Source organism: Streptomyces sp. GS7 (assembly GCF_009834125.1).
Classification (GTDB): Bacteria; Actinomycetota; Actinomycetes; order Streptomycetales; family Streptomycetaceae; genus Streptomyces.
On the sequence record NZ_CP047146.1, the window covers coordinates 5,975,124 to 5,988,610 of the forward strand.

Annotated in this window: 11 protein-coding genes; 7 read left to right on the forward strand and 4 right to left on the reverse strand. The window is 71.7% G+C overall.

Translation table 11 applies throughout. The annotated features are described in order from the left end of the window. Positions 1-31 precede the first annotated feature (31 nt). Together GR130_RS26050 and GR130_RS26055 are read left to right on the forward strand one after the other, a co-directional pair. Positions 32-1,846, forward strand: coding sequence for an ABC transporter transmembrane domain-containing protein (locus GR130_RS26050; protein WP_159506967.1), 1,815 nt, complete (start codon positions 32-34; stop codon positions 1,844-1,846). Then, the gene (locus tag GR130_RS26055) at positions 1,843-3,627 is read left to right on the forward strand and encodes an ABC transporter ATP-binding protein (protein ID WP_159506968.1); all 1,785 of its coding nucleotides are present in this window, start codon (positions 1,843-1,845) and stop codon (positions 3,625-3,627) included. The genes GR130_RS26050 and GR130_RS26055 overlap by 4 nt, the downstream gene beginning before the upstream one ends. A gap of 183 nt (positions 3,628-3,810) precedes the next feature. Here GR130_RS26055 and GR130_RS26060 read toward each other — a convergent pair whose 3' ends face one another. After that, complete coding sequence (locus GR130_RS26060) at positions 3,811-4,602, reverse strand: metal-dependent hydrolase (protein WP_159506969.1); 792 nt, start codon at positions 4,600-4,602, stop codon at positions 3,811-3,813. A gap of 478 nt (positions 4,603-5,080) precedes the next feature. On the opposite strand from GR130_RS26060, the gene GR130_RS26065 reads away from it, so the two are divergent. Together GR130_RS26065 and GR130_RS26070 are read left to right on the forward strand one after the other, a co-directional pair. Continuing rightward, positions 5,081-7,594 carry a DEAD/DEAH box helicase gene (locus GR130_RS26065; RefSeq protein WP_159506970.1) on the forward strand — a complete coding sequence of 838 codons (2,514 nt, stop codon included), beginning with the start codon at positions 5,081-5,083 and terminating at the stop codon, positions 7,592-7,594. A 49-nt stretch (positions 7,595-7,643) separates the two neighbouring features. Beyond that, on the forward strand, positions 7,644-8,510 hold the full coding sequence (locus tag GR130_RS26070) for an acyl-CoA thioesterase (RefSeq protein WP_159506971.1): 867 nt from the start codon (positions 7,644-7,646) through the stop codon (positions 8,508-8,510). Here the strand turns inward: GR130_RS26070 and GR130_RS26075 are convergent. Together GR130_RS26075 and GR130_RS26080 are read right to left on the reverse strand one after the other, a co-directional pair. Next, the gene (locus GR130_RS26075) at positions 8,497-9,390 is read right to left on the reverse strand and encodes a DUF6397 family protein (RefSeq protein WP_236573496.1); all 894 of its coding nucleotides are present in this window, start codon (positions 9,388-9,390) and stop codon (positions 8,497-8,499) included. The genes GR130_RS26070 and GR130_RS26075 overlap by 14 nt on opposite strands. A 78-nt stretch (positions 9,391-9,468) precedes the next feature. Beyond that, positions 9,469-9,876, reverse strand: a complete 408-nt coding sequence (locus GR130_RS26080) for a roadblock/LC7 domain-containing protein (protein ID WP_159506972.1) — start codon at positions 9,874-9,876, stop codon at positions 9,469-9,471. A gap of 166 nt (positions 9,877-10,042) precedes the next feature. Between GR130_RS26080 and GR130_RS26085 the strand changes: the two genes are divergently transcribed. Continuing rightward, positions 10,043-10,471, forward strand: a complete 429-nt coding sequence (locus GR130_RS26085) for a PPOX class F420-dependent oxidoreductase (protein ID WP_159506973.1) — start codon at positions 10,043-10,045, stop codon at positions 10,469-10,471. Positions 10,472-10,521: 50 nt separating this feature from the next. On the opposite strand, the gene GR130_RS26090 is transcribed toward GR130_RS26085, so the two are convergent. Beyond that, positions 10,522-11,136, reverse strand: coding sequence for a GTP-binding protein (locus GR130_RS26090; RefSeq protein ID WP_159506974.1), 615 nt, complete (start codon positions 11,134-11,136; stop codon positions 10,522-10,524). A gap of 247 nt (positions 11,137-11,383) precedes the next feature. Here GR130_RS26090 and GR130_RS26095 point away from each other — a divergent pair, with 247 nt between their 5' ends. Further along, a complete protein-coding gene (locus tag GR130_RS26095; RefSeq protein ID WP_159506975.1) occupies positions 11,384-12,874 on the forward strand; it encodes a purine-cytosine permease family protein in 1,491 nt (496 codons plus the stop codon). Beyond that, on the forward strand, positions 12,871-13,482 hold the full coding sequence (locus GR130_RS26100; protein ID WP_159506976.1) for a class I SAM-dependent methyltransferase: 612 nt from the start codon (positions 12,871-12,873) through the stop codon (positions 13,480-13,482). Before GR130_RS26095 ends, GR130_RS26100 begins: the two co-directional genes overlap by 4 nt. Positions 13,483-13,487: the final 5 nt, after the last annotated feature.

A 13,487-nucleotide genomic window follows, 5' to 3' on the forward strand; every position in this document is an offset into this window, starting at 1 on the left:
CCCGCCTGCCGCGACAACTCCTTTGGACATCATGCGTATTCGCGATCTCCCGCATCCCGACCCCGGCGTCCCGGACGTCCGTACGGGTGGCAGATTCCTGCTGTGGCTGTGCAGACGGCAGCTCGGCGGGCAGGCCAAAGGGCTCTTCTGGGGTCTTGTGCACATGAGCGCGGTGGCCGCGTTCCCGCTCCCGGTGGGGCTCGCCGTACAGGCCGCGGTGGATCGTGACGGATCCCGACTCGCCCTGGCGGGCGGCCTGCTGGCGCTGCTGGGCGTACTGGTCGCGCTCGGCGACATCATGCTGCACCGGGCGGCGGTGACCAACTGGATCGTCACGGTCGCCCGGATGCAGCAGTTGCTCGCCCGCAAGACGACGGAACTGGGCGGGGCGATGACCCGGCGGGTGGCGGCCGGTGAGGTCGCCGCCGTCAGCACCGGCGACCTGGAGCGGATCGGCTGGTTCGTCGAGGTCCTCTCCCGGTTCTGCGCGGCGGCCGTGACCACGGTCGGCGTCTGCCTCGCCCTGGTCGTCTACCAACCGGAACTGGGCCTCGTGGTGGCCCTGGGCGTGCCCGCCCTGGCGCTGGCCGCGCTGCCGCTGCTGCCGGCCGCCACCCGGCGCGCCGACGACCAACGGGAGAAGGCCGGCCGGGCCACCGAACTCGCCTCCGACACGGTCGCCGGACTGCGCGTCCTGCGCGGCATCGGCGGCGAGGAGCTGTTCCTCGGGCGCTACCGCAGCGCCTCCCAGGAGGTGCGCAGCGCCGCCGTCCGCAGCGCCCGGATGTGGTCGCTGATCTCGGCCGTCCAGGTCCTGCTCCCCGGGGTGCTGCTGATCGCGGTGGTCTGGTACGGCGTCGGGCTCGCCCGGGACGGCCGGATCGCCGTCGGCGAACTGGTCACGATCTACAGCGCGGTGGCCTTCCTGCTCTACCCCCTCCGCCACTTCGAAGAGATCTCCATGTCCTACTCCTTCTCCCGTCCGGCGGCGGCGCGCACGGCACGCGTACTGGCCCTGAGCCGGCCGCTCGACGGCCGGCTCACCGCACCGGAACCACCGTCCGGCGATCTGCACGACCCGGTCAGCGGACTGACCGCCGCGGCCGGCCGGCTGACCGCCGTGGTCTGCGGCGACCCCGACGCGGCGGGCCGGCTCGCCGAGCGCCTGGGCGGCCACCCCCCGCACCGGGACGAGGGCGAGGACGGCGGCGACGGCGCCGAGCCCGGGAGGAAATCCGCCGGCCGTCCGCTCTCCGTCGTCCTCGGCGGCACCCCGCTGGACGACATCCCGCGCGACACCGCCCGCACCGCCGTACTCGTCCAGGACAAGGACCCGGTGCTGCTCTCCGGCACGCTCGCCGACCTCCTCGACGTCCCGGCATCCGGCCGGGTGACCACGGCCGAGGCGCTGGCCGCGGCCGAATGCCGCGATGTGCTGGCCTCCCTGGCCCAGGCATCCGCCGACGACTCCGGCGACCCGATGCGCACCCACGTCACCGAACGCGGCCGGTCCCTCTCCGGCGGGCAGCGGCAGCGCCTGGCCCTGGCCCGCTCACTGGTCACCGACCCGCAAGTACTGGTGCTCGACGAGCCGACCAGCGCCGTCGACTCGCACACCGAAGCGCGCATCGCCGACGGGCTGCGGAAGATCAGGGCGGGCCGTACGACCCTCGTCCTCACCTCCAGCCCGCTCGTGCTGGACCGCGCCGATCAGGTGGTGTTCCTCCAGGACGGCAAGGTCACGGGTGCGGCCACCCACCGCGAACTCCTGCGCACCCAACCCGGCTACCGCGCGGTCGTCACCCGCGAACCGGACCGGCCCGACCACCACGAGGAGACCGCATGATCGGCCTGGCACCGCCGGAGCACGATCCCGACACCCCGCAGACCGCCACCACGCTGCCCGTCGGCTCACCGGCGACCGTACGCTCCTACGTCGCCGCCCTGATCCGCCGTCACCGCCGCGCCTTCACGATCCTCGTCACCGTCAACGCGGCGGCGGTCATCGCCTCGATGGTCGGCCCCTACCTCCTCGGCGGACTGGTCGAGGACCTGTCCGCCGGCCGCGGCGGAGACATCCAACTGGGCCGCACGCTCGCCCTGTTCGCCCTCGCCCTGATCGCCCAGACCGTCTTCGTCCGCATGGTGCGGCTGCGCGGGGCGATGCTCGGCGAGCAGATGCTGGCCGATCTGCGCGAGGACTTCCTCGTCCGGTCGGTGGCACTGCCGCCGGGTGTCCTGGAGCGGGCCGGAACCGGCGACCTGCTCTCCCGGATCACCACGGACATCGACCGGCTCGCCGAGGCGATGCGCGAGGCCGTACCGGAACTGTCCATCGCCGTCGTCTGGGCGGGCCTGCTGCTCGGCGGGCTCACCTTCACCGCCCCGCCGCTCGCGCTGTCCGTCGTCATCGCGCTGCCGGTGCTGCTCATCGGCTGCCGCTGGTACTTCCGGCGCGCACCCGGCGCCTACCGCTCCGAGGCCGCCGGTTACGCCGCGGTGTCCGCGGTCCTCACCGAGTCCGTGGACGCCGGGCGCACCATCGAGGCGCACCGCATGGGCCGCCGCCGGATCGCCCTTTCCGAGCACCGGATCCGCGAGTGGACCCAGTGGGAGCGCTACACCCTCTCACTACGCTCCGTCCTCTTCCCCGTCATCAACGTCGCCCACCTGCTGATCCTCTGCTCGGTGCTGCTGCTCGGCGGGGTCTTCGTCCTCCACGGCTGGATCACCCCCGGCCAGCTGACGACCGGCGCGCTCCTCGCACAGATGCTGCGGGAGCCGGTCAACCTGATCCTGCGCTGGTACGACGAACTCCAGGTGGCCCAGGTGTCCATCGCCCGCCTCGTCGGCGTCCGCGAGATCGAGCCGGAGACGGCCGACGCGACGCTCTCCCCCGACGGCCGGGGCGTGTGCGCCGACGACGTCAGCTTCGGCTACCGCGCGGGCGTCGACGTGCTGCACCAGGTCTCACTGAACGTCCGCCCGGGAAGCACGGTGGCACTGGTCGGCCCGTCCGGCGCCGGCAAGTCCACCCTGGGTCGGCTGCTGGCCGGCATCTACGGCCCGCGCGCCGGCACGGTGTCCCTGGGCGGCGCCGAACTCTCCGCGATGCCCGCCGAACGCGTCCGCGAACACGTCGCCCTGGTCAATCAGGAGCACCATGTCTTCGTCGGAACGCTGCGCGACAACCTCCTGCTGGCCCGCACCGGCGCGGCCGACGCCGAACTCTGGGCGGCGCTGGGCGCGGTCGACGCGGACGGCTGGGCCGGCGCCCTCCCCAACGGACTGGACACCGAGGTCGGTTCCGGCGGCCAGAGCCTGACTCCGGCCCAGGCTCAGCACATCGCGCTGGCCCGCCTGGTCCTGGCCGACCCGCACACCCTGGTCCTGGACGAGGCGACCTCGCTGCTGGACCCGCGGGCGGCCCGCCACCTGGAACGCTCGCTGGGCAAGGTCCTGCGCGGCCGCACGGTCGTGGCCATCGCCCACCGCCTGCACACCGCCCATGACGCCGATGTCATCGCCGTCGTCGAGAACGGCCGCATCAGCGAACTGGGCAGTCACCAGGAACTGGTCACCGCCGACGGGGCGTACGCCGCACTCTGGAAGTCCTGGCACGGCTGAGGCCCACCGGCCGGCCCGTCACCCCGGAGCGCACCGGACCGGCCGATGAACCGGCGAGGCCCGGAGGCGGAGGAGCACGGGCGGGGCGCACGGGCCGCAGCGGTCTCCGGGCCACCCGCAGACGGGGCGGGAGGAGTATGGAGTTGGGGGCGCCCCACCCCTGTCCGCTGGGAGCCCCCTCGGTTAGATGTAACCGAGCGCGCCCAGCGCCCCGATGCCGCCCAGCAGCATGAAGCCCGGCATCAGCACCTTCAGCTCCACCCAGCTCCCGGCCCGGAAGCGCATCGGCTTGGGCGTACCCAGCGGGTACCAGCGCTTACGGCCCACCGGGATGGGCCACAGGATCGGGCAGCCCGAAACGGTCAGCGCATCGCCGATGTCGTGCACCAGCGCACCGAGCATGATCGGCAACCCGAGCCACAGGTATTCCTGCCCCGGCTCCGCGAACAGCCAGTTCGCACCGTTGCCCGGCTCGTCGAGGATCCCGGCCAGTATCCACGCCGTCGCGGCACCCAGCAGCCAGACCAGCACGTCACTGGAGACCCGCGCCGCCCGCCACAGCAGCCCTTCGATGGCGAGCACCATATGGACGAAGAGGATCCCGAGCACCGCCCAGCGCCCGCCCTCCGTCGCCAGCAGTGACATACCGCCACCGACCAGCACGGCCCAGAGCCAGGTGTGGGTGAGCGTCCGGTGCCCGCCCGAACGGTGCGCGTCCCCGCGCATCTTCGTCGCCTTGTACACCGCGTGCGACAGGGTGTCGACCACCTCGCACAGCCCCCGCGACAGCGGCCCGAAGGCCCGCGAGATGGTGGCGGCCTTGTGGTCGAGATCCGGCGCGAGCGCCGCCCCGGCACAGATCAGGGCGCCGCTGACCAGCACCGGCCAGGGCATCGGATACCCGGCCCCATAGGCCGCCGCTCCCACCCCCAGCCAGGCCGCGGCCCCCGACAGCGAGTGCGCCGGTCCCATCATGGTCGTTCTCCACCCCTTGCTCTGCGCTTCTGACGTCGGCGCACGACGCGTTGCCTTCGCGTTGCGTTTCCACCGCATATCTGACGCCCGGTCGGATACTCAGCGTAGCGTCAAATGATCTCTCCACGAGGAACGGGGGTACCGGGGAGCCGGCCCGCCCGACGTGCCACCGGGCACCGCGACGGCGACGGCATTCCGCACACGGCCGCGTACGGAATGTGAAGACCTTGCGCGGAAGTCTCCGCAGACCAGCGCACCGGCCCCGCATCCCCGCAGCGCCGGACTGTCCCCGCGGGGCGCCCGCCGTATGCCGTCCCCGCAGGTCAGGACCGCCGGGCCGATACCACGGTCCGGCGGCGGGCCCGGCACGGCGCGGGCACCCGCGGATGGGGTATCTCCACCGGCCGTCGATCTCCAGTTGATCTCCATCCGGAGCACCGGTTCCCGGATCCGGGCCGAAGGCAGGCAGTATGGGGGCGTGACCCTCATCGATCATCTGCCGAACGACGCCGACCCCGATGCCCTCTTCGAAGCCTTTTCGGGCTGGGCCGAGCAGCAGGGCATCGCGCTCTACCCTGCCCAGGAGGAGGCGCTGATCGAAGTGGTCTCGGGGGCGAACGTCATCCTGTCCACCCCCACCGGCTCCGGAAAGAGCCTGGTGGCGGCCGGCGCGCACTTCACCGCTCTCGCCAACGACCAGGTCACGTTCTACACCGCGCCCATCAAGGCGCTGGTCTCGGAGAAGTTCTTCGACCTCTGCAAGCTCTTCGGCACCGAGAACGTCGGCATGCTCACCGGTGACGCGTCGGTCAACGCGGATGCGCCGGTCATCTGCTGCACCGCCGAGGTGCTCGCCTCGATAGCGCTGCGTGACGGCAAGCACGCCGACATCGGCCAGGTCGTGATGGACGAGTTCCATTTCTACGCCGAGCCGGACCGCGGCTGGGCCTGGCAGATTCCGCTGCTGGAGCTGCCGCAGGCGCAGTTCATCCTGATGTCGGCGACGCTCGGCGACATGTCGCGGTTCGAGGAGGACCTGACCCGGCGCACCGGCAAGCCGACGTCGGTGGTGCGCTCCGCGACCCGGCCCGTTCCGCTGTCGTACGAGTACCGCACGACGGCGCTGACGGAGACGCTGACCGAACTGCTGGAGACCCGCCAGTCGCCGGTCTACATCGTGCACTTCACCCAGGCCGCCGCCGTGGAGCGAGCGCAGGCGCTGATGAGCATCAACATGTGCACCCGCGCCGAGAAGGACGAGATCGCCAAGCTCATCGGGAACTTTCGCTTCACCACCAAGTTCGGGCGCAACCTGTCGCGGTACGTCCGGCACGGCATCGGCGTGCACCACGCCGGCATGCTGCCGAAGTACCGCCGGCTCGTCGAGAAGCTGGCCCAGGCAGGGCTGCTGAAGGTCATCTGCGGTACCGACACGCTCGGCGTCGGGGTCAATGTCCCCATCCGTACGGTGCTGTTCACCGCGCTGACCAAGTACGACGGGACGCGGGTGCGGACGCTGCGGGCCCGCGAGTTCCACCAGATCGCGGGCCGCGCCGGCCGGGCGGGTTTCGACACGGCGGGCTTTGTGGTGGCGCAGGCTCCCGAGCATGTCGTGGAGAACGAGAAGGCGCTGGCGAAGGCGGGCGACGATCCGAAGAAGCGCCGCAAGGTCGTCCGCAAGAAGGCGCCGGAGGGCTTCGTCAACTGGGGCGAGAACACCTTCGAGAAGCTCATCGCGTCCGATCCCGAGCCGCTGACCTCGCGCTTCCGTGTGACGCACGCGATGCTGCTGTCGGTGATCGCCCGGCCGGGCAACGCCTTCGAGGCGATGCGCCGGCTCCTGGAGGACAACCACGAGCCGCGGCGGAACCAGCTGCGGCACATCCGCCGCGCGATCGCGATCTACCGCTCCCTCGTGGACGGCGGGATCGTGGAGCGGCTCCCGGAGCCGGACGCGGAGGGCCGGATCGTCCGGCTCACCGTCGACCTCCAGCAGGACTTCGCGCTCAACCAGCCGCTGTCGACGTTCGCACTGGCCGCGTTCGACCTGCTCGACCCCGAGTCGCCGTCGTACGCCCTGGACATGGTCTCGGTCGTGGAGTCCACTCTCGACGACCCCCGGCAGATCCTGGCCGCCCAGCAGAACAAGGCGCGGGGCGAGGCGGTCGCCCAGATGAAGGCCGACGGCGTCGAGTACGAGGAGCGCATGGAGCGCCTCATGGACGTCGAGTACCCCAAGCCGCTCGACGAGCTGCTGTCGCACGCCTACGGCCTCTACCGCAAGAGCCACCCGTGGGTCGGCGACCACCCGCTGTCGCCGAAGTCGGTCATCCGCGATATGTACGAACGCGCCATGACCTTCACGGAGTTCACCTCCTTCTACGAGCTGGCGCGCACCGAGGGCATCGTCCTGCGCTACCTGGCGAGCGCCTTCAAGGCCCTGGACCACACCGTGCCGGACGATCTGAAGTCGGAGGACTTCCAGGACATCGTCGCCTGGCTGGGCGAGATGGTCCGGCAGGTCGACTCCAGTCTGCTGGACGAATGGGAGCAGCTCGCCAATCCGGAGGAGGAGACCGCGGACGAGGCGGCCGAGCGCGCCGACCAGGTCCGGCCGGTCACGGCCAACGCGCGGGCGTTCCGCGTCCTCGTCCGCAATGCGATGTTCCGGCGGGTGGAGCTGGCGGCACTGGACAAGGTCGAGGAACTCGGCGAGATGGATGCGGAGTCCGGGTGGGACGCGGACGCCTGGGGCGAGGCCATGGACGCCTACTGGGACGAGTACGACGAGCTGGGCACCGGCCCGGACGCGCGCGGCCCCAAGCTCCTGCAGATCGAGGAGGATGCCCAACACGGGCTGTGGAAGGTGCGGCAGACGTTCGCCGACCCGAACGGCGATCACGACTGGGGCGTCTCCGCCGAGGTGGACCTGGCCGCCTCCGACGAGGAGGGGCGCGCGGTGGTGAGGGTCACGGATGTGGGGCAGTTGTGAGGCGACGGCTTCGCCCGAGGCCGCCGAAGGAGATGACGGAGGACCACCGGTGACGACGAATCCGGCCGAGAAGCTGGTCGATCTGCTGGACCTCGAACAGATCGAGGTGAACATCTTCCGGGGCCGCAGCCCCCAGGAGAGCCTCCAGCGGGTCTTCGGCGGGCAGGTCGCAGGCCAGGCGCTGGTGGCTGCCGGGCGGACCGCCGAAGGGGACCGCCCGGTCCACTCGCTGCACGCGTACTTCCTGCGCCCCGGCCGGCCCGGGGTGCCGATCGTGTACCAGGTCGAGCGGGTTCGCGACGGGCGGTCCTTCACCACCCGCCGGGTCGTCGCCGTCCAGCAGGGACGCACGATCTTCAATCTGACCGCCTCCTTCCACAAGCCGGAACCCGGCTTCGAACACCAACTGCCGATGCGCCGGGCCGTACCCGACCCGGACGATCTGCCGAACGTCGCGGAAGAGGTCCGCGAGCACCTGGGCGGTCTGCCCGAGTCGCTGGAGCGGATGGCGCGCCGGCAGCCGTTCGACATCCGGTACGTCGACCGGCTGCGCTGGACGCCGGACGAGATCGAGGGCGCGGAGCCGCGCAGCGCCGTCTGGATGCGCGCGGTCGGACCGCTGGGTGACGATCCACTCGTGCACACCTGCGCGCTGACCTACGCCAGCGACATGACCCTGCTGGACGCGGTCCGGATCCCGATCGAGCCCCTCTGGGGCCCGCGCGGCTTCGACATGGCCTCCCTCGACCACGCCATGTGGTTCCACCGCCCCTTCCGCGCGGACGAGTGGTTCCTCTACGACCAGGAGTCCCCGATCGCCACCGGCGGCCGCGGCCTGGCCCGCGGACGGATCTACGACCGCGAGGGCAGGCTGCTCGTCTCCGTCGTCCAGGAGGGATTGTTTAGGGCACTGTAGGAAGTGTCCGACCATCCCCGGAGGGGCTGTTCCGCAAGCTGGGCGGCTGAAGCGGGCGGCGGGCGGTGGTGGTTGGGGCGGTCGGTGTCCTTGGTCGTCCGGGGTCGTCCCGGCGGGCCTCTTCGAGGGACCGGGAGAGGCTGACGCGGTACCACATCACCTCGTCGAACTCCTCGGCCGTCAGGACCCGTTCGAAGGCTTCACGGGCCGCGGAGGTCGCCGTGATCATGGAGGCGAGTGCCGGGCGCAGCCTGCGGAGCAGCGTGCGCTCCAGCGGGTCCTGGGCGACCGAGGCCAGTTCTTCCGGAGGGAGTACGGCGGCGATCACCGCGGCCGAGGCCCAGGGGTCGTCGGTCTGGCGCATGAGCTGGGCGACCCGGCGGCTGCGCCATTCCCGAGCCCGCCAGTCCTGCCCGTTGTTGAGCATCACCCGCATCGCGGCCGGGGTGCTGCCCTGCATCAGCTCCGGCTGGCGCTCCGCGAACTCCGCGATCTCCGTGGCGAGATAGAGCCAGACCACGGCGCCGAAGCGGTTCACGTAGAACCGGACGGGACTCACGCAGCCGGCGCGGGTCAGCCGCAGGGCCCGGCCGGGGCCGATGCCCATCAGCGTCGCGGCCTCGTTCGTGGTGAGGGTGCGGAGGCGTTCGCGCAGCGCCTCCGGGAAGCCCGGCTCGGCCTGCAGCCGGGCGATCTCCTCCGCCGGGACCCGGCGCCGCGCCGGCGGCCCGGCACGACCCGGCCGGTCCGCCGGCCCGGCCGGGACCGTCCGTACCTGCCCGAGCTGGGTGGCGAGCTCGAACTCGCCGCTCCGCAGCTCCAGTTCCCGGGCCGCCCGCCCCATCGCGAGCGTCTGCCGCCCATCGCACATCACTGTCATGTTGCTTCCCCCGCAACTCGGTCCATCACTGACAGTGACGACTGTGCCGCGGTTGACGACACCGAGTCAACGCCCGCCTCAAGCCTGTGGATAAGTCTCCGGCCGGCGGGCCGCGACGCCCAGGTGCTCCCCCACGCGATTGACCAACAGCGTCATTTCGTACGCGATCTGGCCCATGTCGGCGTCGGCTCCGGCCAGCACACACAGGCAGCTGCCGTCCCCCGCCGCCGTCACGAACAGCACCCCGTCGTCGAACTCGATCATGGTCTGGCGTACCCGTCCGATACGGAAGTGGAGTGCCGACCCCTTCGCCAGACTGTGCAGCCCCGAGGCCACCGCCGCGAGATGCTCGGCGTCCTCCCGCTCCAGCCCCTGGCTCACGCCGGTCACCAGCCCGTCGTTGGAGAGCACCAACGCGTGCCGCACCTTCTCCACCCGTTTGGTCAGGTCGTCCAGCAGCCAGTCGAGTCCGCTGCTCAATGCCATGCCGGTTCCTCCCCGTATCCCCGTCCGCACGCGCGGCCGGACGGCAGTTCGCGGTCCGTCCGCAGACTGCCGTGCCAGCCTGTCCCAGGTCTGCCGTCTCGGCAAGCGGCACTACGCCCGGCGCGCCAAGTACCGCGGGGACCGTGCCGGCGGCCAGGATGTCGGCATGGCGCGGAAGATGACCGAGGACGAGTGGCGGGCGTTCCTTTCCGAGGGCACCCGTACCGGAAAGCTGTCGACTGTACGGGCCGACGGGAGCCCGCACGTCGCTCCGGTGTCGTTCCTCATGGTCGGTGACGAGTTGGTGTTCAACACCGGCAGGAAGTCGGTCAAGGGTCGCAACCTCGCCCGCGATGGCAGGGTGGCGCTCTGCGTCGACGACGAACGGCCGCCGTTCGCGTTCGTCGTCGTGCACGGGACGGCGGAACTCAGCGAGGATCTCGCGGACGTGCGGCACTGGGCGACCCGGATCGCGGCCCGCTATGTGGGCGAGGAGCGCGCACGGGAGTACGGCGCCCGCAACGGCGTGCCGGGCGAACTGGTGGTCCGGGTCAGGATCGACAAGGTGGTCGCGGTCGCCGATCTCGCGAGCTGACGGGCGGGGACGGCGCGGTTCAGCCGGTGCCCGCGCCGCCCCGCCGTGGGTCAGCCCACGGAATCCAGCTGCCGGGCGGAGCGCAGCCGCCCGGCGTGCTCGACGAGACGGACCAGCACCTCCTTGCCCGAGTCGCGGTCCCTCGCGTCACAGAGGACGACGGGGGTGCCGCGGTCCAGGTCCAGGGCGTGGGAGACCTCGTCGGCACCGTAGGACCGGCCCTCCGCAAAGCAGTTGACGGCCACGAGGAACGGTATCGCGCGGCGCTCGAAGTAGTCGACGGCCGGGAAGCAGTCCTGCAGCCGGCGGGTGTCGGCCAGCACCACGGCCCCCAGGGCGCCCTCCGACAGGTCGTCCCACAGGAACCAGAACCGGTCCTGCCCAGGAGTGCCGAAGAGGTACAGGGCGAGGCCGTCCCTGATGGTGATGCGGCCGAAGTCCATCGCCACGGTGGTACTCGTCTTGCCGTCCACTCCCCCGGTGTCGTCCACGGATTGACCCGCCTCACTGAGGCGTTCCTCGGTGCGCAGCGGCCGGATCTCACTGACCGAGCCGACCAGGGTGGTCTTGCCCGCCCCGAATCCGCCCGCGACTAAGATTTTCAGCGACAATTCGGGGTCGGGGTCCAGGGCTGCGCCTTCCGGGGCCCCTTGTGCGGCGTTCATCGGCCGTCTCCTTCAGGGTGCGGGTCCCGCGCATCGCGGGGCGTGCGGATCCATGGCTCGGCAGGGGGAGCCGACGGCGGCACGGAGCGCCGTCCGAAATCCATGGCGAGGACCGTACCGCCCGCTGATCGGGATGTCCTCGAATTCACGAAAGCTGTCAAAGGCTCTGGTCAAGATGGTCTCCGGCCAAGCCGATTACCGCACACCCGTTCCCCTGCGGCCGGTGCCCATGGGGGAACATGAGCCCATGACGCAGCAGCAGTCGGAGCGGCGGCACGGCCCGCCCGCGGGCGGGCACACCACGGCGGGCACCGTGGAGCGCAACGGCATCGACCCGGTTCCGGAGGCCGAGCGGCACGGCACGCCCCGGTCCCTGTTCTGGCCGTGGGCCGCGTCCGGGCTGTCCCTGCTGTCCATCGCCTACGGGAGCTACCTCATGGGCCTCGGGCTCAACCCCTGGCAGGCGGTGGCCACCGGAGTCATCGGCTACGTGCTGTCGTTCGTCCTCGTCGGCGTGGTCTCGATCGCCGGGGCGCGTACGGGGGCGCCCACGATGGCCATCGGGCGGGCCTCCTTCGGGCGACAGGGCAACAAGCTGCCCACCTTGTTCAGTTATGTCTCGAACGTCGGCTGGGAGACCGTACTGGTCGCGCTCTCCTCGCTGGGCGGAGCCGCCATCCTGGCGCGTGTCTCGCCCGAGGTCTTCGCCCAACCCGACGGGCGGTCCCCGACCACCGGGGCCCAGGCCCTGTGCTTCGCCGTGACCGCCGTCTCCGTGGTCGTCGTCGGGATCTACGGGCATGCGCTGATCATGAAGGTGCAGACCTATGTGACCGGCGCGATCACCATCACGACGGTGGTCTACATGGCGCTGATGGCCGGCCGTGTCCACCCGTCCGCCCTCGTGCACGGCCCGCCGGCCGATCTCGGCACCGCCATCGGGGGCGTGGTCTTCGCGATGACGCTCCTGGGGCTGGGGTGGGTCAACTGCGGTGCCGACTACAGCCGTTACCTGCCCCGAAGGAGCAGCGGCCGGGCGATCGCCGGCTGGACGACGCTGGGCGGGGTGCTGGCCCCTGTGGTGCTGCTGGTCTTCGGGGTGCTGCTGAACGCCGGTGACCCCGCGCTCGCGCGGGCGGCGGCCGCCGACCCCGTGGGCGCGCTGGCCGCCGAGCTGCCGACCTGGTTCCTGGTGCCGTATCTGCTGACGGCCATCGGGGGCTTCGCCTCCGGGGCGATCATGGACATCTACAGCTCGGGAATGGCGATGCTGGCCCTCGGCATCCCCGTCCGCCGGCATCTCGCGGTGCTGGTGGACGGTGTGCTGATGGCGGCGGGTGGCTGGTACGTGCTGTTCGTCTCGCCCGGTTTCTTCGCCACGTTCCAGGCGTTCCTGTCCATCATCGGGGTGGCGATGGCCGGCTGGACGGCGGTCTTCCTGGTCGAGCAGTGGCGCCGCCGCCGGACCGGCTTCGCTCTGGCCGCCGTACCCGCCGTGGGATGGCCGGCGGTGCTCTCCCTGGCCGTCGCCACCGCCGTCGGGCTCGGCCTGATCACGTCCGCGGATCCGCACATCGCCCGGGTGGTGGGCTATCTGCTCACCGACAGCGCCGCACACGGCACCCTGGGCGCCATGAACCTCGGCGTCGTGGTCGCCCTGCTCGTCGCGGGCGCCCTGTACGCCGCCACCGCCCCGTTGGCCAACCCCCGTCCCGCAGCCCCCGAAGGAACCCGATGACCGACCACCACGCCGACCGGCCGCACGAGGTCCGCGCGTTCTTCGCGCCGCGCGCCGCGAGTTGGGACGCCAAGTTCCCGGATGACGGCCCCGCCTACGCGGCGGGCGTCGCCGAACTGTCGCTCCGGAGAGGCGATCACGTCCTGGACGCCGGCTGCGGCACGGGACGCGCCCTGCCGGCCCTCAGAGAGGCCGTGGGAGCGCGCGGAACGGTGCTGGGCGCGGACCTCACCCCGGAGATGCTGCACGCCGCCGTACGGGCCGGACGCGGCGCCCACGGGGCCCTGCTGCTCGGCGATGTGACCCGGCTCCCGCTCCGCGGCGCCGCCCTGGACGCCGTGTTCGCCGCGGGGCTGATCTCCCATCTGCCCGACTGCGCGGGCGGACTGTCCGAACTGGCCAGGGTCGTCCGCCCCGGTGGCCGGCTGGCCCTCTTCCACCCCGTCGGCCGGGCGGCCCTCGCGGCGCGCAAGGGCCGCCCGCTCACGCCCGGCGACCTCCGGGCGGAGCCGAACCTGCGGCCCCTCCTGGCCGGCAGCGGCTGGGACCTGGTCCGGTATGTGGACGAGGACTCCCGCTACCTGGCGCTGGCGGTCCGCCGGGGGTGAGCCCC

Coding starts and splice junctions, on each gene's coding strand:
- GR130_RS26075 (WP_236573496.1), bottom strand. CDS start 9,390: ATGACAGTGATGTGCGATGGGCGGCAGACGCTCGCGATGGGGCGGGCG.
- GR130_RS26060 (WP_159506969.1), bottom strand. CDS start 4,602: ATGATGGGACCGGCGCACTCGCTGTCGGGGGCCGCGGCCTGGCTGGGG.
- GR130_RS26055 (WP_159506968.1), top strand. CDS start 1,843: ATGATCGGCCTGGCACCGCCGGAGCACGATCCCGACACCCCGCAGACC.
- GR130_RS26100 (WP_159506976.1), top strand. CDS start 12,871: ATGACCGACCACCACGCCGACCGGCCGCACGAGGTCCGCGCGTTCTTC.
- GR130_RS26090 (WP_159506974.1), bottom strand. CDS start 11,136: ATGAACGCCGCACAAGGGGCCCCGGAAGGCGCAGCCCTGGACCCCGAC.
- GR130_RS26050 (WP_159506967.1), top strand. CDS start 32: ATGCGTATTCGCGATCTCCCGCATCCCGACCCCGGCGTCCCGGACGTC.
- GR130_RS26085 (WP_159506973.1), top strand. CDS start 10,043: ATGGCGCGGAAGATGACCGAGGACGAGTGGCGGGCGTTCCTTTCCGAG.
- GR130_RS26080 (WP_159506972.1), bottom strand. CDS start 9,876: ATGGCATTGAGCAGCGGACTCGACTGGCTGCTGGACGACCTGACCAAA.
- GR130_RS26095 (WP_159506975.1), top strand. CDS start 11,384: ATGACGCAGCAGCAGTCGGAGCGGCGGCACGGCCCGCCCGCGGGCGGG.